We start from the raw sequence: 22532 nt of genomic DNA, 5'->3' as shown, positions 1-22532 counted from the left end.
TCTAACATAACGCCTAATTTCCTTGGGTTGTATTTCCATACTTTTGTTACATTTGCAAATAGCTTGAGCAAAGATTCTATAATTTAGAGTAGGGTTAAACCTCTATTAATGTTAGTCACATCCAGAAAAGTCCTCCCTAATGACTGAATTTAGTATAAAGTCGCTGAAATTATTGAGAAGGCAAACATTCAGGTTATGCAAATCAGTAAAGAATTTCAAAAAAGCCGGTGGAAACTTGGGCTAGTTATCCCCATAAGTTTAGGAGCTATTGCTCTCCTTAATTTAACACTGAGTCTGATTTTTTACCTTAACAGTCAAGCTGTAGTCAGAACAATGAATTGGGTTAACCATACCAATGAAGTCAAGATTCGTATAAGATCATTAGAAAAATTTTTAGTCGATGCTGAGACTGGACAGAGGGGGTTTATTTTCACAGGAAAGGAAGAATTTCTGGAATCCTATCTTGAGGGACTTAAAAATCAAGACTCCGTAAAAATAGAATTAAAAAACTTGATTTCAGATAATCCAGAACAACTTGAAAGATTAGATCAAATAGAGTTATTAATCAAGGATAAAGTTGATGAATTAACTACGACGATTAACCTCAAACGGAGTAATAAGGAGCAAGAGTTAAGAAACCTTGTCCTCTCAGGCCAAGGAAAAAAAATAATGGATGAAATTAGAGTCAAACTTATTGAAATGTACCAAGTCGAAAATCAGCTACTCGAAGATCGACAAAAAGAATTGCAACAGGCAGAACAATTTTCCAGGATTGCCACACTTACCGGAACTATTATTATCCTAGGACTAATTGGTATCAGCATTCGGTTTATTCAACAAGGAATCATACAGCCCATCGAGAAAATCTCCCTCGATATTACTGCTAGTTCCTCCCAGATTGCCACCACCATCGAAGAACAAGAAAGAATCACCTATCAACAATCAATCTCAGTCAATCAAACCACCGCTACGGTCAATGAATTAGCCACATCATCTAGGCAAATGGCAACTCAAGCAGAAACCACCTCTGCCAGTGGCAATCAAGTATTGTCATTGACCCAGGAAGGCTACCAAGCAGTAGAACTCTCTGTACAAGGAATTGCGGCCATAAAAACCAATTCCGAGAGAATTGTTCAGCAAACCCAAGACTTAGAAAAACAGACCCTTGAAATCGGCACAATCTCCAGTTTAGTCAGCAATATTGCCATACAGACGAATCTCCTGGCGTTAAATGCAGCCATTGAAGCAGTACGGGCAGGGGAACAGGGCCAGGGATTTGGGGTGGTGGCTTCGGAGATCCGTAAACTAGCAGATCAGAGCAAACACTCTGCTTACCAAATTAATGTTCTTGTACAAGAGATTAAAAATTCCATTAATTCAACGATTAAAGTGACAACAGAAGGAACTGACACAGTAAACGACATCATGCAAATGGCTAAAACAACGGTCTTAACTTTTGAAAAAGTATCATCTTCTGTTAATAACATGGTCTTAAATTCACAGCAAATCGCTATGAATATTAAGCAACAAGATATCGCTATTCAGCAGATTGTTGAGGTGATCAACAGTATTAATCAAGGGGCAGGGGAGACGGCTGCTGGGATTAGTCAAACTAAAATTAGCACTCAACAACTCAATCAAGTAGCAAAAATCCTCACGGATTTAATGTAACTATAGCACTACGCGCTAGGGAACAGATTGTGTTACACCCCATCTAAAAATCAGTTTAAACTAACTGATTGTACTAGGTTGCATGATCAACTGTTGCTCCTGTTGGACATCCTCGAAAACCGTCAGGTGTTCTTTCCCCCCCGGAATATCGTTACCCACCACATAAAACTCTAGGGGATAAACCCAGTTTGTATTCATGGGCCCGTGAATTTCAATTGCAGTCATAATGGCATATTGAAATACCGATTTGTCTACAATACTAAACAGATTTTCGATATCTTTAGAGATAATTTGAGCGGCTAATTTGGTAATTTCGACTAAATCAGGTTTGTCTCCATAACGAATAGCAGACAGAATCTTTTGACGAACGATCGTTTGTTCGACATCCTGCATATCCATCTCTAACTTAATCTGACCGGATAACAGTTCTTTAACGATCACCTCCAATGCACCACAAGCATGAGAAACTTTTTGAATCCCATAGCGGTAGACTTTGCCCACTTCCCCATCTTTAGAAATGGCAATGTGAGGCATCGCATAAAAGACAAACCGCCTTTTGTCATCTATAATCGGCACATGGTCAATCGCAGCACCTAAAGCGGTTTTGCCCATGATCACAAACCCCGCCAAACTAGAGCAATTAAACGATTCTCCCCAGGTTCGGATCACTTCCGCCGAAAACGGCTCGGTGATTTCATCTCGACACAGTGTGGTCATTCCCATCGTGTTTTTGTCATCAAAACCGTAAGCACCCAACGCCTCGTAAGTCATTTGCACATAGGCGGGCATGGGTAGAGCACCGGGAAAATGCTTTTGGAGGGTTTCGTAAAAGATGGGGTTTGACTCTGGGTTGTAAGCATCTACAGAATCTTTAATGCGATTCAGCCAGAGTTCGGCTTTAGAATAATTGTCTTTTTGGACTTGACTAATGGTTTCCTTAAAGTTCAACTGCACCCCCCAAACATCGGTAAAGAAGCGTTTTTCTTGCTTCATCCGGTCGAAGAATAGGACACTTTCCGTATGGGTGAGTTTTCCTTGCTGTTTCGCGATCGCCATCATCACCGCAAACACATCATCCGCCATCTTTGCGTCGCCACAAACATAATAATGACACTGGGGATGGCTGAGAATTTGCCAGATCTTTTCGGGTTGCTGTTCCATCAGGTTCTGTACATATTGCTTTTGTTCACCTAACCGCGAGAATGCCACTTCTAACCCGGTAAGAACGTTGCGATCGCGCCAAACTTGCAACTGTTCCTGATAAATAAAATCACTAGGATTCCGACAGCCAAAATAAAGGTGTGCTTCACCCAAGCTGATTCCTTGGTTTTGTAACGCTTCCCGATGTTGCAGGAAAGCAATTAGAGGAGACACCCCCGTTCCTGGCCCCACCATCAAAATCGGAGCCTGGGAGTCCGTCGGGGGGCGGAAAGCAGAGGTTAGAACCCCGATTCTCACCGAGGAACTCGGTTGCAGTCCAGCCAGATAATTAGAACACAGTCCTTGACGCACTTTCCCCGCATCGGTTGTCACTTGTAGCACACCCACGGTGATTTGAATTCGTCGGGGATGGAGCAGGGGACAGGAGGAAATAGAATAAAGCCGGGGTTTTTGCTTGGGTAACAGTTCCAGCAGGGGGGCCAGTTCAATCGAAGCCGAAGGAAATTCGTCCAGCAGATCCACCACGCTCATCAAATTATCCATAAGGTTCTTCTTGAGGGCGATGCTATCGGCGTTTTCATCCCCCTGGCGTAGAATTTCTAACCAGGTTTCCAGGCGATATTTTTCCTGGGGGTTCTGCACCACAGAATAGAGATAGGCGAGTAACTCGCTCAAGGGTTCGCGCAATGCCAGATCCAGATCTTCAGATAGGACTTGATTAACCGTATTAGGAACGGTAACGGGGGTTTGATCGTCTAACGCTTCCCCACTAGCAGTCCTATATTCAGCCGTGAAGTAACTGTCAGCATTGAGATTCAGGCGATCGCACAATCGCTGCACCAACTCCGGGGGATTAGCAGGATACACCGCCACGTGATCCCCGGTTTCATATTGCAGATCCGTATCGGTCAAGTCAAAGACAATTAAGCGGGTCGAACGACTCCCAGCAACCACTTCTTGCAGGAGTTCTTGATTGGCAACCAGGGGAACCGCCATACCCCGTTCCCCGGTGGTGGGGGCGAGTAGGGCTTCAGCCAGAAACGTCACGGTGAGTTTAGGGCTATCGGTGGCGGTACTAGCAGAAGTGGTATCTTCACCCATGACACGGGAGACTAAACCCAACCACTGCTTAAAGGTATCAGCCTGTCCTTTAATTTCATCGGCTTTATGTATCGGTACAATACAGTTTGCCCCGGCTTTTGCCAGTGCCTTATCGACGGAAACCCCAGCGGCACAGAACTGTTCATACACCGTACTGCCAATCCCCAAAACCGAATAACTCAGACCGTTGAGGGAGGCCCGGGGCTGTTGTTGTAACCATTGGAGAAATCGCTTCCCGTTGCTGGGCATTTCCCCATTGCCAAAGGTCGAAGTCACAACCAATAACAGCTTTTCCGATGCCAGAGTATCGGTGTTATATTCATTCAGTGCCATCACCTGCGGACGGTAACGACTGAGTTGACGGGCGGCTTTCCGGGCAAAACCTTCCGCCGTTCCGGTTTCTGAGGCATACAAAATCAAAATCCGATCCTGTTTATCGCCCTGCTCATCGGCAACAACCGTGAGTTTTTCCAAATCTAATCCGTCTTCAACGCCCCAACGGTCGGCTGCGTGATGATAGGCGGGCTCCAGGTAAAAATCTCGCATCTGGTGATGCCACACCGGACAGGCACTCCCCCCCGCCGCCGGAACCACCCAACCCCAATCCCCAGGACATTCCCGTCCGGCTTTCTTTTCCCGGAGGTCATGGGTGAGAAATTGGCGAGAGGCGGTTTGGTGATCTACCATGGTTACCTTGGCTTTTTGGAAGGAATAGAGGATCGCCGTATTCAGTTCTAAAGCCGCCCGATCGCGCCACAACGTTTGTTCCGAACTGGTATCGAGTTTCAAAACCTGGGCAATTTCCTCAATTTTGTTGTAGCGGTACTCATCGAGGAAATCCCGCATAATCTCAGTATCCATATACCAGCCATTGAAGGGCATACAGCCATAATGAACCCCGCCAATATGAACGGAGAAGTTACTAATGGCGGGAATAGCATACCAACGCATCCCAATGGCTTTGAACTCTGGGACGGTGGGATGTTCAATCTCCACTTCTAGCACTTCCTCCGGTTTCCAGTGATACATCTTGGGAGTTTGACCCGGAAGCTCAATCACCAAGGGCAGAATATCGTAAGCGGTACAGGGTTGGGGAGGTTCCCAGCCAAAGTTGATAATCGCAGTGGTGAGATCCAGATTCGCCGGATCGCCTAAAATACTACCATCGGGCTGCCGATAGGCGGCATAACGGAACAGTTGAGAATTCCAAATCCTCGGCCCCCAGCGTTCCTTCGGCTGTCGGGGTCGAAATACCGTCATGGTGATTTGTAGGTTGCCCCCATTGGCCGCAAATTGGGCGTGTTCCTGAAGTTCGCGGAACATTTCATCGGGGTCACTGATATGACGGCGATCGCGCACCACCATATTATTCCAAGCAATTCGCCCCACACATTTAGAAGCATTACGCCAGGCCACCTGAGTCCCATAGGCGACTTCTTCATAGGTATGGGTATAGGTTCCCGTGGCTTTGACTTCCTCCTGAATTTCTTTCCAGCGACGTTCCCTATCCTCTACTTCCCAAGCCTGTTCAGAGGAAATCAAATTGAGAAACTGTTTGGCTTTTTTTAGTACCCGTTCTTGATTGACCATGGGCATTCTAACCACATTGATGATCCGATCAAGCAAGATCTGCCACCCTTGACGCAATTCGGGGGTAAAGTTGGGCAAGTACCGTTCAAACAGAACAAATAGGGTTTCTGAGATCGCCGGATAGGCACAGGTCGGTACGTCGGCAAAGCTGTGAACCTGTCCTAAAAACCGGAGTTCTTGCAACATCTCATCACTGCTACCCGTTCTCAGACAACGTACCAAAAATTCTAGGGCTTGGAATAAATGTAAGGATAAATAATCCATATCAGCCCGTCCAAAAATAGGCAAGACAAAGGGATATTTCTCAAACAGAATTTGATAAAATTCCATCCCCATTTGTTGCTTGTTCTGGCTAAAGATCTCCCAGCAGGCTGCCATTTCCTGTAACAATTCCGGGGGTAATGCGGCTTCATACTGATGGAGGGTTTCCACCATAGGCAGAATAATATAAGTATTAAAAAATTTGTAGAGGGCCGAATTCTCCCCTTGCATTAAATCTTCCCGATCATATTCTTCTAAATAGGGAATGGACGGCAACATCCACATCCACACCTGGCGGGCTTTGATCCAATGTTCCGGGCGCAGTCCCGCATCGGCAAAGAAATTCCCATATTCGGCAATGGTTTTAAACCCATGTTCGCCTTCTGGGGGAACACCCATCAAAGGTTCACCCACAATCACTTGAGTTTCGGGTTGGAGTTGGTGAATGGCACAGTCGAACAACTCATAGAAAAAGTCGCTAATACTATCGATCGCTTCCCCAAACAAATACTCAAGTTCTGGTTCTTCTAGCAACAGACGCTTGAGGAATTTTTCCATTTGTAACTCTTTCCACGCCCGCAACTTATTCCAGATGTCTTTGATAATTACCTCGTCCTGGGGTGTGAGGGTAGCAGGTTGGGGAAGTTCAACGCCCACCTTTTCTAATGGGGTATGCCGACGAGATTGCTTTTGCCGATTCCATACGGTAACGGTGCTACTACTACCCTGGCTACTACTTTGGGTGAGGCGTACTTTCAAGTTTAACTTGGGTGCTTGTTCCCAGGTGGTGATGGGAAATTCCAGTTCCGCATTGCGATCGCCATTGAAACAATTTTCCGTCCCAAATGTCACGGTTCCCGCATCTTGCCAGGGATGGGTCATGTCTCCTTCCCGATAACATAGGGTAATGGCAATGGTGCAGTCTCCCTGATTCTTCAAATCCACTAACCAGTTGGGCTGCATTCGAGCCAATAGATCTTTTTGTAGTCCAGTCTCCCCCTCATTAGAAATGACCTGCACTCGGCACTTATACTTGTATCGGTTGGCAATGGGCAAGTCCGTTGCAGAAACTTCAGTGAGATGGAGAATTCGTTGAGTGTTCAGGGTTTGAAGATCGTGCATCTTGATAGCGGTAAACGAGGACTGGAACTAGGACAGTTGTGCAACATCCTTATATAATCTATCTCAAAATCCGGTGCTAATTCGATAAAAGTCTCTTTATATTTCTCAACGAGGTAAATAGATAACATATTGATTAGTTTTTCCCTTGGGCTAATATTTGTTGAATTGTACTTGTGAGTTGACTGAGTTTAACAGGTTTAGTCAAATAGTCATTTGCACCTGCTTCTAAGCATTTTTGTTTGTCGCTGGTCATTGCTAAGGCTGTGAGGGCAATAATGGGTATATTAGCTAGTTTGTGATCGCTGTCCTCACGAATCCGTTGAATTGCTTCTAAACCATCCATAATAGGCATCTGAATATCCATTAAAATTAAATCTGGCTTGTGTAATTTAGCCTGATCAATTGCCTCTTGACCATTTTCCGCTAAGATGATTTGGTATCCTTTCGCCTTCAGATAACGAGAGATAGTAATAATATTAGCTTCATGATCTTCTGCTAACAGAATTACAGGAAATTTTTCTAAGACTTGGGTTGTAGAATTTGGATCTAAATTGATTGCGGTTTCCTGGGAAGATTGAGGAGTTAGTAACAGCAAATCTTGACAAGGAAGACGGAAGGTAAAACAACTACCGAGATTAATTGTGCTCTTAACTTCTACCTCCCCACCGTGCATTTCCACAATTTTTTTGACCAGGGTAAGACCTAAACCTGTCCCCGCATATTGACGATTTAAAGCACTATCAATTTGCACAAAGGGTTGAAACAGTTTAGCGAGATTTTCAGGAGTAATACCAATACCCGTATCGGTGACGGCAAAACTAATATAATGATTGCTTAAAGCGGTTTCCGTTGAAGATTCAAATGTAACGGTTAAGGAGACTCTACCGCCTTCGGGAGTAAATTTAATCGCGTTATTTAGTAAGTTAATTAAAACTTGACGGATACGCCGTTCATCTATTAATAAATTAGGCAGATAAGGGGAAATTTCGGTCTGAATTAAAATCCGTTTTTTTAGGGCCTGTTGTTTAATAAAGATCAAACTTGACTCGCACAATTCTGTTATAGGGGTAGGGGTGCAGTTGAGTTCAATTTTGCCCGATTCAATTTTAGCAACATCGAGAATATCATTAATTAATGCCAGGAGATGAATCCCACTTTTTTCAATAGTTTGTACTGACTGATGTTGTTTTTGATTCAGGGGGCCAAATATTTCCTCTTGGAGAGCTTCCGACATTCCTAAAATCGCATTTAAGGGAGTTCGTAATTCATGGCTCATATTCGCTAGAAACTCATCTTTCATGCGGGTCGCCCGGGCTAGTTCCAGATTGGTTTGTTGCAGTTGGACTTCATATTGTTTGCGATCCGTAATATCCACAACCACACAAACACAACTACTATCGTTTTGATTGTCAGAAAGTAGGGCTACCCCAATCAGCACAGGAATTCGACTTCCATCAGGGCGATAATATTCCTTTTCCCAGGGATCAATTGCTCCGTAAAGTCTCAGATATTCCATCGCCTTATAATCATTGGCAATGTGTTCGGGAGGGGTGATTGCTGCCCAATTAATCCGATGATTATTCAGATCTTCTCTGCTATAACCAGTAATTTCTAAAAAGCGATCATTTGCATCAATAATTTGCCCACTAAAGTCCGTAAACATCATGCCGACAATATTAGAGGCAAACACACGGCGGAAGCGATTTTCACTCGCTTGTAATCCAATTTCAGCCTGTTTGAGATCGCTAATATCCGATAAAATTCCTTGACGACCAATTATTGTTCCTTGTTCATTTTTAATCGCTGTCGCACTAATTCTCACCCACACATAATGACCATCTCGGTGAAGATGTCGAATTTCAAGATTATGGGATATTTCCCCGGCTAGGATATATTGGTGATTATTTTTAATCAGGATTTCCAAATCATCAGGATGAACCAGATCCACAAAGGATTTACCCATCCATTCACTAGGTTTCCAGCCAAAAAGCGTCTCGAATTGGGGTGAAAGGTAGGTATATAAGCCCTCCAGGTCAAAAGACCAAATGACATCGTTTGCTCCTTCTACCAGTCCTCGGAATTGGGCTTCACTCTTAGCTAATTCGGCTTCAATTTTTTTGCGATCGCTAATATCAAAGCGAATCCCTAGATACTGAAACGGTTTTCCCTGGCCATCTAAAAAGGGGACAATGGTACTGTCTACCCAATAAAAATCGCCATTCTTAGTTCGATTGCAAATTTCACCGCGCCAAACCTTCCCTTGGATAATCGTCCACCACAATTGTTTAAAAAAGCAAGGATGATGGTAGCCGGAATTAATCAGGCGATGGGTTTTGCCGATCAGTTGATCGCGGGAATAACCAGAAATCTCACAGAAGCGATCATTAACATAAGTAATCACACCTTGAATATTAGTAATCGACACAATTGCAGCCTGATCCAAGCCCAGTTTAAAGGCTGATAATTCTTGAAGTAATTTTTCCCGTTCCAGTTCAGCTTGTTTGCTTTGGGTAATGTCTTTACCAATACCTAAATAGCCGATAATTTTCCCTTGTAAATCATGTAAAGCGGTGACAGATACCAAGACAGGAAAGCGCGACCCGTCTTTACGGATGTGAGTCCATTCTTTCTCATTAATCAAACTTTTTTGGCTGCGAGAAACCAACAAATCAAAGCCAGGCTTCAGGGTCTGACCTAATTTTTGGGAGAGATCTTGAGCGTGGGCTTCTACTTCTGCGCGATCATGAAAAATTTCCGGGGTGACTTTACCAATCACCTCCTCTGCCCGATAACCGAGCATTTTTTCTGCCCCAGCATTAAAGGTCTGAATCACCCCCTGAAGATCGGTGGAAATAATAGAATAATCAGCCCCATCGAGAATGGCTTTTTGGAGAATATTGAGGTTTAGGACTTCCTTAGTCTGTTGTCGCACCAGGCTTTCCAGGGAAAGGTTAAATTCTTCTAATGATGATTGTGCCTGGCGTAGCTCTTGATTCCGTTGTTGCAGAGCTTCCGTTACCCTGAGTCTTTCTATTTCTGCCTCGGCTCTGGTGGCAAAAACCCGTAAAATATCAATGATCTTGCCTAGATTGGATGAATTTTTCAGGGTTTTATTCCAGATCGCAATATAGCCCAGAGACTCCCCGGCTTGATTTTGTAGGGCAAGACCCAGATCACTTTTAACATAAAGTTCTTCAAAATCTTCATTGACATGATCAGCTTGAAATTGGTGATTTGAGAAATCGACTAACTTACAAAAGACCCCGTTACGCAATTCTGTAATTACAATCCGATCAAGTTCAAAGGCTTTGCTAATATGTTCAGCCATGGCTGGGAAAAAGTCTTCTCCGGTGACGGCGGATGTACCTTCAATCAAGTTTTCCAGAATCTCAGAATCCTGTTTACGTTCAGTAATATCGGTAGCCGTGCCCACATAACCAATGATTTCCCCGTTAATATCACGTTCTCCGATCGCCTGTCCAAATACCCAAGTGATCAAACCATCGGGGCGTTGATAGCGGTATTCCAACTGAAAGGGACGATTTTCATGAACGGCAAAATACCACTCCGAGACGATTTTGTCTCGATCCTGGGGATGTATGGCCTGAGTCCAACCCCCACCGATGGCTTCCGAGGGGGTGAGTCCGGTCAGGGAACACCAAGATGTATTCACATAAATGCAGTTTCCCTGAGTATCGGTACGGAAAATCCCAACGGGAACAGCAGCCGCCAGGGTAATATAGCGATTTTGACTCTCAATCAGGGCAGCTTCGATTTTGCGTTTTTCTGCCAGTTCGGTTTCGATTTGTTGGTAAGCGGTGGCTTGTTGAATTGCGATCGCCACTTGGGTAGCCAGTTGTTGTAACAGGGTAATTTCTTCTGTCAACCATTGACGCGGCTTATTGCTTTCGGAAGCCACTAACAATCCCCATAGGGTTTGTCCTTGAAGAATAGGAACAATAATTTTTGCCCGAATTTGCAAGTCTTCTAGGCTCTGACGATGGCAGTCGGTCATGGGAGTGGTGTAGATATCTGGCACTACCCGAACCCGTCCGTGAGTATAGACATCGATCCAATCCGAAAAACAGGGGTCAGTAGTCTGTGTTCCTAGATCATAAACATCTTGACTACTGCTGGCTTCTGCGACAACGATTACACTGCTATCGGTTTGTAATTGCCAAATCACTGTCCGATCACAATTGAGGTGAGATCGGATTTGTTCCACCGTTGTCTTCAGAATCTCTGACAAATTCAGAGAGGAACGAATTTGAGTGGCAAGATTAGTGATTAACTCCTCTTGTTTGGCTTTTGCCTTGAGGATAGCCGTTCTTTCTTCGACTTGACGTTCTAATTCTAAATTCCGATGGGTTAAGAGTTCTATTTTCTCCGCTTCTAACCGTAATACCTTCTGTTCTAAAACTTCGGCTAATTTGTATAATTCCAGGGGGTTGAGGGCTTGTAAAATACTGGTCTGGGTGATAATTCCCAGCAGTTCACCCTCCTCACCCGTTACGACCAAGTGCCGAATCAAATGTTGTTCCATTATCTGTTGCACCACCCAGAGAGAATCATCTTTTCTGACTGGGAAAACCGATATATTCATCACCTGATCGGCCATACAGGTTTCTAAATCAAGGTTTAATGCCTGACACTGGACTAAATCTCGCTCGGTGACAAAGCCAATGGGGATAAATAGGCCATCTTGTTCTTGTACAATCACCACGGAACTGACACGATGCTTTGCCATCAATTCGGCGATCTGTAATATGGGACTATCAGGAGACACGGACACCACATTCGCAATCATCACTTCTGCGACCAGACGTAACCGCAATAAATCTGCCGGACGGGATGTTTGTCTTAGGGTTTCGTGGGTGAGCAGTCCAACTATTTGATCTTGGTCGTTGAGAATGGGTAAATGGCGAATCCGGTGCTGTTTGAGCAGGTTAATTGCCAAAAACAAATCCGCAAAAGCCGACTCATAGAGGGTGACAACTGGATGGGCCATAACCTCCCGGACGAGCAGACTCTCTAAGGAGCGTTTCTCGGTACTCAGGCGTACCACATCTCTTTCGGTGAGAATGCCTAATAATTTCTGATTTTCAGCAATTAAGACACAACTTGACCGAGCTTCAAGGTGTAATTCCTCTGGTCGGTTATCGCCTGTGGTGGACGTCGAACAAACCGTATGCAGTCCACTCATTTGTGCGATCGCATCCCTAACGGTCGTATCCGGTGCAACAATCAGGGGATTACGCACGATGGCAGATCTTAGTTCCGTTTGGGTGATAGCACTTGCCGATGTCAACGATGTCAACATGATCTGAATCAGGCTAGTTAGGTAATATTATTGGGCAAGCTAATTTCAAAAATTGCTCCTTGGGGTTGATTATTTTCAACGATAATTGTGCCACCATGAGCTTCGACAATCATTTTACAAAAAGCTAATCCCAATCCGATTTGAGAGACACCTTGCATCAGAGTCCCAATTTCATATTTCTCGAAAATACATTGTTTTAAATTATCGGGTACGCCTTGCCCATAATCAGCAATTTTAATTTTTGTCCCTCCTTCGGGGAGATATTCAGCACTGACGATAATCTGACTTTCTTGGGGAGAGAACTTAATAGAATTAGAGAGTAAATTATCTAAAACTCGCTGACACATCGCTTGATCTATCTTAATCGTGCCATCAAAATCAGGAATTTGGGTGATGATTTCAATCTTTTTTTGAGAGGCGTTAAATTCAAAATCTTTAACCAATTCCCGCAGCATATTTCCCAGATCAACTGGGCTGATATCGAGAGCAATTTTACCCGATTCTATCCTCGCCATCAGCAATAAATCATCAATTAAGCCCGATAACTTTTGCCCTGATAATTTTATTTTAACTATTTTCTCTTGTTTTGCCTCTGGTGATAGCTTGGGATAGGTCAACATATCCAATCCTAACAAGATCCCAGCTAGGGGATTTCTAAGATCATGAACTAACATATTGACCAGATCTTCTCGCAATTTCAGCAGGGTTTGTAGATTGTCGTATTGTTGCTTAATCCGTAGCATCGAATGAACTCTAGCGCGAAGTTCCAGACCATTAACGGGTTTGCTCAAAAAATCATCAGCACCGGCACTTAAACATAGAGCCAGGTCTTCTTTCTCTGTTAATGCCGTCACCATAATAATCGGAATTGACTGCCATTGGGGATTGGCTTTAATCCGGGAGCAAACTTCAATCCCGTCCATTTCTGGCATCATCACATCTAATAAAATTAGATCCAGTGGGATGATTTCTAGGGATTCGAGGGCTTCCTGTCCACTGGAAGCATAGTGTAACTCATAATTATGATCGCTTAACAGTGATTCCAGCACATCAAAATTACGAGGTTGGTCATCGACCACTAAAATAGAAGGCTGATTCAATTGTGGTTCCCTCAAGCACTTAACATAGTCTTAATTATAACTCTGAACATCAGATTCAGAAGGAATTCGGAGGCTTGCTGAGGGGAGAGAGAACCCCGTCCTTGCTGATTGAGGGTGTAGTTAATCGAAAAACCATCCGAATTGTGCCTAGGGATCAACACCATATAATAATCTATAGAACAATGAATCCACAGTTAAATACGAACCCCAATTTTAAGCCATGACACAAATACAACCTAATCCCCAACCCACTGAATCACCGACGGTCGATATTGCCATTATTGCCACCGATGTACATAAATGGTATGGCAATAATTTCCACGTCCTTAGAGGGGTTAGCCTTTCGGTGAAACGGGGGGAAGTGGTGGTAATTATGGGGCCGTCCGGTTCGGGGAAATCAACTTTTATTCGGACATTTAATGCCTTAGAAGAATTTCAACAGGGCAGTATTGTCATCGATGGAATTAATTTATCCCACGATTTAAAAGATATTGAAGAAATTCGCAAAGAAGTGGGAATGGTGTTTCAACAGTTTAATTTATTTCCCCATTTAAGTATTTTACAAAATGTCACCTTAGCTCCGATTTGGGTCAGACGTTGGCCGAAGGCGAAAGCCGAAGAAGTAGCCTTACAATTATTAGAAAGAGTTGGGATTTTAGAACAGGCAAAAAAATATCCAGGTCAATTATCCGGCGGTCAACAACAACGGGTTGCGATCGCTAGAGCTTTAGCGATGCAGCCTAAAATCATGTTATTTGATGAACCCACATCCGCCCTAGACCCGGAAATGGTGCGAGAAGTTTTAGACGTGATGCGAACTTTAGCCGAGTCGGGAATGACAATGGTTTGTGTCACCCATGAAGTCGGATTTGCGCGGGAAGTGGCGGATCGAATTGTGTTAATGGCCGATGGAATATTAGTCGAAGAAGCAACCCCGGAAGAATTTTTTACCAATCCTCAAGAAGAACGTACGCAAAAGTTTTTGTCTCAAATTCTTTAATTATTGAATAACGGTAGGGGAAGTTGATCAATTTCCCCTGCTGGTAATAATTTTAGACCTGGATAAAATTACTAAAATAGGACTTACGCAGAATACCCAATTATACACCATCTGTAGGGGCGAACGGCCGTTCGCCCCTACTAGATATGGTTGTTTTGCGTAAGTCCTGTAAAAGTCTTCTACCTATTGATCCGTTTGAATATAAGTAGATAGACAATTATTAAACGCATTTTTAATCCCTGAATCTTGTCTAATTTGTTCTTCGGTCAACTGTCCTAAAGACTTCAATTTTTCATCTGGAAGTTGTAACAAATTATTCAGGGTACAACGACAATACTGTTCTCCTTTTTCGGGATCAAGACTAAACTGACTAACTCCTTGCAAACAGCCTTTCATGTATTCGGTACTAAAGGCTTGAGCTTCTTCATTCGTTAGGGATAATGCCCGATTAGCCGGAATGAAAAAACCAGCACCGAGCACTAACAGAATTAGAGGCTGGAAACGACGGAAATCAAAAGAACTCAACATTGAGATGAATAATTTTAGAGGTGGATTAAGCAATTGCCTTCAATTCTAGCTTAAGTGGGAAAATGAACAATTAACAAAGAGGTTTGTTGATGTAGGCGAGCGATCGTTTCTGGATCTTTTCCTAAAGTTGGTTGTCCTAAACGATGGCTACTTGCCATGACAATTACCAAATCATCAACTTTCAGAAACTGAGAAAGTTTAGCTACGAAATTCCCCCGAATTTGTTCCACCGGAACCTGACCGTTAACCCCGGTTAATTCCAACCCTGAAGCCCGGGGTTTTTGATCCCAAAGCACCTGTAAAACCTGTAACGTGGCTTTCAACTCTCCCGATAGACTTTGAGCCAAGCTAAAGGTTTCCCGGAAAGCCCAAGAGGTCATATCAATTTCCCCGACCACGAACAAAATTCGCTGGGTATTTTTAAGGGGTTGGGGAAAACGAGTAATTAACACCGGGATAGTTGCCAAGCGCACCACCATGTCAATCATCCCGCCAAAAAAGTTCTCCTGATAGGTCGAATATCCTTTCCAACCACAAACAATCAAAGTAGCATTCCGTTCTTCTGCGCTGCGAACAATCCCCATTCCAATCGAATTATCAACTCGACCAATGGTTTCCACCGAAGTCACTGCCGCATGGGCGACCATCTCCGCCTTTGCCAATAATTGTTCCTGTCGCACCTTCGCCCCTGATGGAATAGGCCGGGTTTGGTCAGAAATAATATGCAGGGGTAACAGTGTCCCCCCACCACTTTTTGCCAGAATTAGTGCCAGTTGCAATAGATTATCTTCGGTATTGGGGTTAGCCACAGGTACTAAAATCCGATCACTGACGGAGAAGGTGTCGCCCACGGCACTCAGCCGACTTTTTTCAACCTCCTTCACCTCCGTTGCTTCTAATGAAACCTTTGACCCCCAACGGGCTGTAATTAAGGGGGAAGCCACACAAGTCACCAAAATCATCACGATAATGCCATTGACGGTTAACTCATCCACCAGATTAATTTTTAAGGCCACCGTAATGGCTGCCAGGGTTGAAGCTGCCTGGGCCATGGACATTCCGAACATCACCATCACACTGGGGAACTTCCAACCAAACAGTTTACCCGGCCCCCAAGCGGCTAAAAATTTACTCACGAGTTCCGCTATTAGGATCACCACTGCAACCATGATCCCTCGAGGTTCCTTCACTAAAATCAAAGGATCAACTAGCATTCCCACGGAAATCAGGAAGAAGGGGACAAATAGGGTATTGCCAATAAACTGAATCCGATTCATTAATGGACTCAATTGGGGGACGAGGGAGGTAATGGCAACCCCGGCTAAAAAAGCTCCGACAATCGGCTCAATTTCAATTAATCCAGCAATATAGGACGCCACAAATAAAGCTGCCAAAACAAATATAAACTCGGCGCTTTCATCGTGTCCGAAGCGGCGGAAAAACCAACGGCCGAGTCGGGGAATTCCCCACAGGGTGGCAAAGGTATAGATGGCTAAAGAGGGAATAAGTAGGAGCCAAAAACTGGCGGTGAGTCTCCCTTGATCGGCTTTAACTATGATTGCTAGTACCAATAATGCCAGAACGTTGGTAATTAGGGTTGCTCCTAAAGTCGCCATCACTGGCTGACTTCGCATAATTCCCAGTTTACCCAGAACGGGCAAAGCCACCAGGGTGTGGGAAGCCAAACAGGAGGCGACGAGGATCGAGGCTAAGGGACTAAATCCGATGGATAACATGGCTCCTGTACCAATAATCATCGGTAGGCAGAAGGTGGCTAAACCAAAAACCACAGATTTGTCGGCGTTGCGTTTGAGGTCATCCAGGCTGGTTTCTAAACCCCCCAGAAACATTAGAAATAGCAATCCCACTGTCCCGAGGAGTTCAATGGTGCGATCGCGGGCCAGTAACCCTAATCCGTGGGGGCCAACCACCACCCCAGCTAAAATTAAACCGATAATTCCAGGCATTTTTAACCGTTCAAATAGCAACGGCGCAACTAACATAATTGCCAAAATAATCAGAAATACGGCAACGGGATCTCTAACAGGTTCGGATAGCTGGGCCAGAATTGGGGCGCTAATTGGTGGGTGGAAATTGTATTCTAAACGTCCCCAATATTGCCAAAAGTTTTCCATAATTATTATTTCCTAGGGATTTAACCAGTTGACATCCTAACTCTTTTAGAAGCCGGGCGATTCTATCTATAGATGAGTTTTTAGGGCTTGACATCTTAAATGAATTACAATTCACTTGCAATACAAACCAATTAAAACTCAGCCTATCAACTGCTTTCATACCCAAAAGAGGGCAGTTGATTTTTATAACTGTCTAAGCATTAATTATCACAATTAACTCCTAATTATGGCTCAAAAAATAGCAATTATTGGAGGAGGTTTTAGTGGGGTGATGGTAGCAATTCATCTCCTCGAAAAATCCACCTATCCTGTAAATATTTATTTAATAGAACAGAGAAATCAATTAGGAGAAGGGATTGCCTATAGCACTCCTTCGGATCATCATTTACTCAATGTTTCGGCTGGAAAAATGAGTTCTTTTGTATCGGGTTTTAGATGAAGCGATCGCTATTAATAAAACACCCAGCGATTTAATTCGTTCTGACTCATTAAATTTAGGTTTAGATGTCACAAAAACTTGAGCATTAATTGATCAAAAAGGTGAAATTTCTCAAAACTTATATACTTTAGGGACAACTTGCAAAGGATGTCGCTGGGAAACCACCGCAGTCCGAGAAATTCGAGAACAAGCAGAAAATTTAGCAACAGAATTGTTAAACTGAATCTAACAATTTTATAGCAATCCTATTTGACAGGACTTACGCAAGCAGGCTATATATATCCCTCTTTTGTCAGTCTCCGAATTAAGCAGGTAGTAAATCAGCTAATTCATCCAGAAGAATAAAATGGTTTAAATTCATTAGACATCTCCGAAAATCCTCAAACGCCCTCTATCGCTACTTTTTGAGCCTCTAGCACTCCTGTGCCGGGTTCTCCTAAAGTAACGGATTCATAGGCTTTTTCAGTTACATTAATAATAATTAATGAATTTTATTTCTGATATTCAATCATTTTTCAAAAGTATTCTGGGCAATTCTTAGATGATAATACAATCGCTCCTATTCGCCATCTTATTAGTCCACATACTGTCAAGATTACTGCTTCATAATTTTGGCTCTTTAACCGAAATCTTTCGGAAGCAACTCGATAAATTTTTATCAGTCTTATTAAATGTTCGACTACAATCCTTTGTTTGGCTTTTAACCGATTTTCTTCTCGATGTTCAAGGGATATTTCTTGATTCCTCGGTTTCTTATGTGGTGTATTAATTGCTGTTTCCCCTACATAAGCTTTATCCCCCCTGTATTTTTGATGATTCCCCAATTCCTCCCTTCTTTCTCTCCACAATTTCAGATCGCTTGTTGCTCCGGTATAACCCACAGCTACATCCACTATTTCTTTCCCGCTCGGCATGACAATGACTTGATTTTTAAACGTATGTGTTTTTTTCTTTCCTGAGTAATATTTTTTCTGCTCTTCGTTGTCTATTGGTCTTTGCATGGGCTGTTCATAGCTATCTACTATTAACTCAAATTCCAGCAGAATTTCTTCTACCCACTCCCAATCACTCTCGTTTTTTTTTACTTGCTCAACTAAACTGGCTGGCAGTAATTCTCTGAAGATTTTTATCCAGTTATGGAAAATATCATTCGCTGTTGATTCACTCACTTCAAACTGTAACCCTAACATTTGAAATGTGGGCATCTGATGCAGATAAATTAGAGTTAGTAAGATTTGTTCATCGACAATAGCCTTTTTGTTTGCTGGGGATTCTTGTCCAGATAGCCTCTTAATTTAGTCATCTCTCCTTGGGGTAAAATCTAATTTTACCATCAAGTATCCCTCCCCATTTTTATTTCGGAGATGTCTAATAATCATCTATAAACTTGACTGTTGGTCTAGGTGGACGATGTGGTGTACCCATATGTTTCACAGCCTTTGCGGATTCTCTTCCTTATTTTACTCTTCCTGTAGTAATAAAAGAGGGATATATAGCGTAACTGCGTAAGTCCTGAGAGAGAAAGTAGAGAGACGCGCCGTGGCACGCCTCTACAAAGGCAGCTAAATGCCTAATGCGGCCATGGTTGCTGGGCCAGCAACACCATCAGCCGAGAGTCCACAGTTATATTGAAAGGATTTAACAGCACTAGCGGTTAATTTGCCATAGTAACCCGTGGAGTTAGCATGAAAATAACCCAGGTTGGCTAAACGATTTTGTAATTTTTTGACATCATAGCCACTATCGCCGCGGGACAGAGAACCACCGCCACCACAGCTATGACTACAGCCATAACTGGCATTGCTATAGTGATGTTTTTTGGGTTTGTGATAACTGCCTACCCCTAGGGCCGATGCCGTTGCCGGGCCAACTACGCCATCAGCAGTTAAGCCATAATCTCTTTGAAAAGCCATGACGGCGTGTTTTGTCACCGACCCAAAGTAACCCGTTGCTCTGCCGCCAAAATAGCCGTAATTCTGCAACGCATATTGAACACTTTTAACGCTATGACCGCTATCACCCCGAGAGAGGGCAGCACTGGCGGGTTGGCTGACACTGAGTACAGACAAGCCAATGGCGGTTGCGACAATGGGCACCCAGCAAGCCGTTGATATTTTACTCCAATTCACAGATCGAAATAGTACCAAATCCCCGTTGAAATGGGTTTGGCGAGGGGACTCATAGGCAGAAACTAGATGATTGTAAGCAAGAGTATCCATAAAATCCTCGATTAAGGCATTAAGAAGTTCAATTGCAAGCAGTTAATCCGATTAAAGTTCAACTACTGACCCTTAATTTATAACTTTGTGAGCAATAAACGTCCAGAGCAATTTTACTGTTTCCGCAATTTTTATTAAAACTTAACAAAATAACTCATGATCTTATAATTCACAAACCTACAATTGTACTATAAATAAAAAAATATGAATTGAACTTAGATAGCAACAATGGTTAATTTTTATATCGGGATTGATTTTGGCACGTCCGGCGCTCGTTCGATTACCATTAATTCTCAAAGGACAGTGGTGGCCCAAACTCAATTTCCTTTTCCCCCGTTTACGGATACCTCTGAATGGGTTAGCCTTTGGAAAACGGCTCTGTTTGACGTAATTCAACAAATTCCGTTACATTTTCGTCGTCAAATTGATGCGATCGCTATTAATGGAACCTCTGCCACCGTGCTACTTTGTGATACTAATGGCATTCCCGTACAGTCCCCTATTTTATATAATGATAGTCGGGCTATTACTGTTTTAGAACAGTTAAAAAAAATCGCTCCTCCCGATCATATTGTTAACAGTGCTACTTCTAGTTTAGCCAAACTGATTTGGTGGTTAACCGTTGAAACTGCCAACACTAAACCACAAAAATCCGCACCCCACTATTTTCTACATCAAGCCGATTGGTTAGCCTTTTTACTCCATGGAAAGTTAGGGATTAGTGATTATCATAATAGCTTAAAATTGGGCTACGATGTCGAGAATTTGACCTATCCTAACTGGTTAATTAATGGTTTACAATCCCTGACCGATTTAGAATTATTGAAACTACCTGATATAGTTGCCCCTGGAACCCCAATTACGACTATTACCCCCGAAATAGCAGAACAGTTAAAATTGCCAAAAACCTGTGTTATCTGTGCAGGAACTACCGATAGTATAGCCGCTTTTTTAGCCAGTGGTGCCAAGATTCCAGGGGAAGCAGTAACATCTTTAGGTTCAACTTTAGTCTTAAAACTTCTCAGTAATAGTCCTATAAATCATAGCAAATATGGTATTTATAGCCATCGTTTAGGAGATTTATGGTTAACTGGAGGTGCTTCTAATACCGGGGGTGCGGTCTTACGTCAATTTTTTAGTGATCGGTCACTGGAAAATTTCAGCCGTCAAATCAACCCTAATTATAATAGTAACTTAAATTATTATCCCTTAATTAAAAAAGGCGATCGCTTCCCCATTAATGACCCCGAATTACTTCCCCGTCTCCAACCCCGTCCCGATAATCCCGTTGAATTTTTACAGGGTTTATTAGAAGGAATTGCCAAAATTGAAGCCCAAGGTTATCAACTTTTACAACAACTGGGTGCAACTCCCCTAACTCAAGTTTATAGCGCCGGAGGAGGGGCAAAAAATCCGATTTGGACAGCCATTCGTCAGCGCTATTTAAACGTTAATACGGTTAATTCTATTCATACGGAAGCCGCCTATGGAACTGCCTTACTTGCTCGTAACCAGAAATTAACAGAACTTACACATCACTGATACAGGGTCAATTCATGAATTGCCCCTACAGATAGAATTAAATCCCGCTTATGGGCTTGATAATTACCCATCCTAGGAATACCAAATCAATTCAATTTGATCGGCGATCGCATTTGCTTCTTCTTCTATATTTTGATCATTTTCTGTGTGAATTAATACCGTTACATGACCTAATTTTCGACCCGGGCGAGAGGCGGTTTTACCATACCAACGAATAAAGGAATTAGGAATTTCTGCAATTTTTTGACGCTTTTCTAAATACTCACTATTGGCAGTTTCAAAACCCAATAAATTTACCATCACCGCCCCACTACATTTTAAAGCCGTATTCCCTAATGGTAAACCACTGACCGCCCTTAAATGTTGTTTGAATTGGGAAGTTTCACAAGCATCTAAACTAAAATGACCGGAATTATGGGTACGGGGGGCGATTTCATTCACTAATAGTTCGCCTTCCGGTGTTAAAAATAATTCTATGCCAAATACACCAATCACTTGTAAGCTATTTAGTAGGGTTATGGCGATCGCTTTTGCCTGTTCAGCGATACTTTTATTAATATTAGCTGGAGCGATAACCCGATGACAAACTTGATTTTTCTGTACTGTTTCAACTATGGGATAAACTGCCACATCTCCCGCCACCGAACGGGCTGCAATTACCGCTAATTCCCGTTCAAACGGAACAAATTTCTGTAATAACATGGGAGGATAGTTAAATTTTGACCAAATTTCCGATAATTCCTCTGCATTATTAATAATAAAAGTTCCCTGTCCATCGTAGCCATAGCGACAGGCTTTTAAAACCACGGGATAACCTAAATTATGATCAACTTCTTTGCCCTTTTCAGGGTTTAAAAGTTGAAATTCTGGAACGGGTAAACCGATTTTTTCTAAATAACTGAGTTGATCATATTTATCTAATAATAAAGATAAAGCCGACAAGCGAGGACGAAAACAAACCCCCTGTTCCGCGAGTTTAGAGAGGGCGTTTAAATCAACAAATTCATTCTCAAAAGTAATGACATCGCAATGAGTTGCTAATTTTGCCGTGGCTGTGGCATCATCAATTTTAGCTAAAATAGTTTCCGTGGCAAAAGGTACAGCCGGGTCATCCGTTTGGGGCGTTTGAACAAATAAAGAAACCCCTAAAGATGGCGCTTCTATTCCCATCATCCAAGCCAGTTGTCCCCCTCCAATTACACCAATTTTGGTCAGGGTTTGAGATGGAATTGTAGGAGTAGATAGGGTGTTCATTTTTCGCCAATAGTCTCAACTTAATTTATTTTAACTGAAAATTGCCATATTTATATTAATGGGACTTAAACAAAAATAAGGAGGGAAAT

General features: G+C 42.9%; 12 protein-coding genes. 4 read left to right on the top strand and 8 right to left on the bottom strand.

What is annotated here, in order from left to right:
• The first annotated feature begins 333 nt into the window (after positions 1-333).
• Positions 334-1671: a CHASE3 domain-containing protein gene (locus PL9631_RS22815; protein ID WP_197046473.1), complete on the top strand. Its 1338-nt coding sequence runs from the start codon at positions 334-336 to the stop codon at positions 1669-1671.
• A gap of 60 nt (positions 1672-1731) precedes the next feature.
• On the opposite strand, the gene PL9631_RS22810 is transcribed toward PL9631_RS22815, so the two are convergent.
• The 3 genes from PL9631_RS22810 to PL9631_RS22800 all read right to left on the bottom strand — a co-directional run bounded on the left by PL9631_RS22810 (position 1732) and on the right by PL9631_RS22800 (position 13326).
• A complete protein-coding gene (locus tag PL9631_RS22810; protein ID WP_083623921.1) occupies positions 1732-6906 on the bottom strand; it encodes a nitric oxide synthase oxygenase in 5175 nt (1724 codons plus the stop codon).
• A 133-nt stretch (positions 6907-7039) separates the two neighbouring features.
• Positions 7040-12226, bottom strand: a complete 5187-nt coding sequence (locus PL9631_RS22805; RefSeq protein WP_083623920.1) for a PAS domain S-box protein — start codon at positions 12224-12226, stop codon at positions 7040-7042.
• 17 nt (positions 12227-12243) lie between these two features.
• Positions 12244-13326 (bottom strand): hybrid sensor histidine kinase/response regulator, encoded by a 1083-nt coding sequence (locus PL9631_RS22800; protein WP_083623918.1) that lies wholly within the window; start codon positions 13324-13326, stop codon positions 12244-12246.
• A gap of 220 nt (positions 13327-13546) precedes the next feature.
• On the opposite strand from PL9631_RS22800, the gene PL9631_RS22795 reads away from it, so the two are divergent.
• Complete coding sequence (locus PL9631_RS22795; RefSeq protein WP_083623916.1) at positions 13547-14326, top strand: amino acid ABC transporter ATP-binding protein; 780 nt, start codon at positions 13547-13549, stop codon at positions 14324-14326.
• A 183-nt stretch (positions 14327-14509) separates the two neighbouring features.
• Here the strand turns inward: PL9631_RS22795 and PL9631_RS22790 are convergent, their stop codons facing one another.
• Together PL9631_RS22790 and PL9631_RS22785 are read right to left on the bottom strand one after the other, a co-directional pair.
• The gene (locus PL9631_RS22790) at positions 14510-14854 is read right to left on the bottom strand and encodes a hypothetical protein (protein WP_083623915.1); all 345 of its coding nucleotides are present in this window, start codon (positions 14852-14854) and stop codon (positions 14510-14512) included.
• 50 nt (positions 14855-14904) lie between these two features.
• The gene (locus PL9631_RS22785) at positions 14905-16989 is read right to left on the bottom strand and encodes a cation:proton antiporter domain-containing protein (RefSeq protein WP_083623914.1); all 2085 of its coding nucleotides are present in this window, start codon (positions 16987-16989) and stop codon (positions 14905-14907) included.
• Positions 16990-17215: 226 nt separating this feature from the next.
• Between PL9631_RS22785 and PL9631_RS22780 the strand changes: the two genes are divergently transcribed.
• Positions 17216-17428: an FAD/NAD(P)-binding protein gene (locus PL9631_RS22780; protein ID WP_083623912.1), complete on the top strand. Its 213-nt coding sequence runs from the start codon at positions 17216-17218 to the stop codon at positions 17426-17428.
• Between the two features lie 515 nt (positions 17429-17943).
• Here PL9631_RS22780 and PL9631_RS22775 read toward each other — a convergent pair.
• On the bottom strand, positions 17944-18663 hold the full coding sequence (locus PL9631_RS22775) for a transposase (RefSeq protein WP_269321674.1): 720 nt from the start codon (positions 18661-18663) through the stop codon (positions 17944-17946).
• A gap of 327 nt (positions 18664-18990) precedes the next feature.
• Positions 18991-19647, bottom strand: coding sequence for a peptidoglycan-binding domain-containing protein (locus PL9631_RS22770; RefSeq protein ID WP_083623911.1), 657 nt, complete (start codon positions 19645-19647; stop codon positions 18991-18993).
• 228 nt (positions 19648-19875) lie between these two features.
• Here PL9631_RS22770 and PL9631_RS22765 point away from each other — a divergent pair, with 228 nt between their 5' ends.
• Positions 19876-21189, top strand: coding sequence for an FGGY-family carbohydrate kinase (locus PL9631_RS22765; protein WP_083623909.1), 1314 nt, complete (start codon positions 19876-19878; stop codon positions 21187-21189).
• 72 nt (positions 21190-21261) lie between these two features.
• Here PL9631_RS22765 and PL9631_RS22760 read toward each other — a convergent pair whose 3' ends face one another.
• Positions 21262-22443, bottom strand: coding sequence for a 5-(carboxyamino)imidazole ribonucleotide synthase (locus tag PL9631_RS22760; RefSeq protein WP_083623908.1), 1182 nt, complete (start codon positions 22441-22443; stop codon positions 21262-21264).
• Positions 22444-22532 lie beyond the last annotated feature (89 nt).

Source organism: Planktothrix paucivesiculata PCC 9631 (genome assembly GCF_900009265.2).
Lineage (GTDB): Bacteria > Cyanobacteriota > Cyanobacteriia > Cyanobacteriales > Microcoleaceae > Planktothrix > Planktothrix paucivesiculata.
The sequence above is the reverse complement of the archived record's forward strand: the minus strand, read 5'-3'. Positions and strand labels throughout refer to the sequence as shown.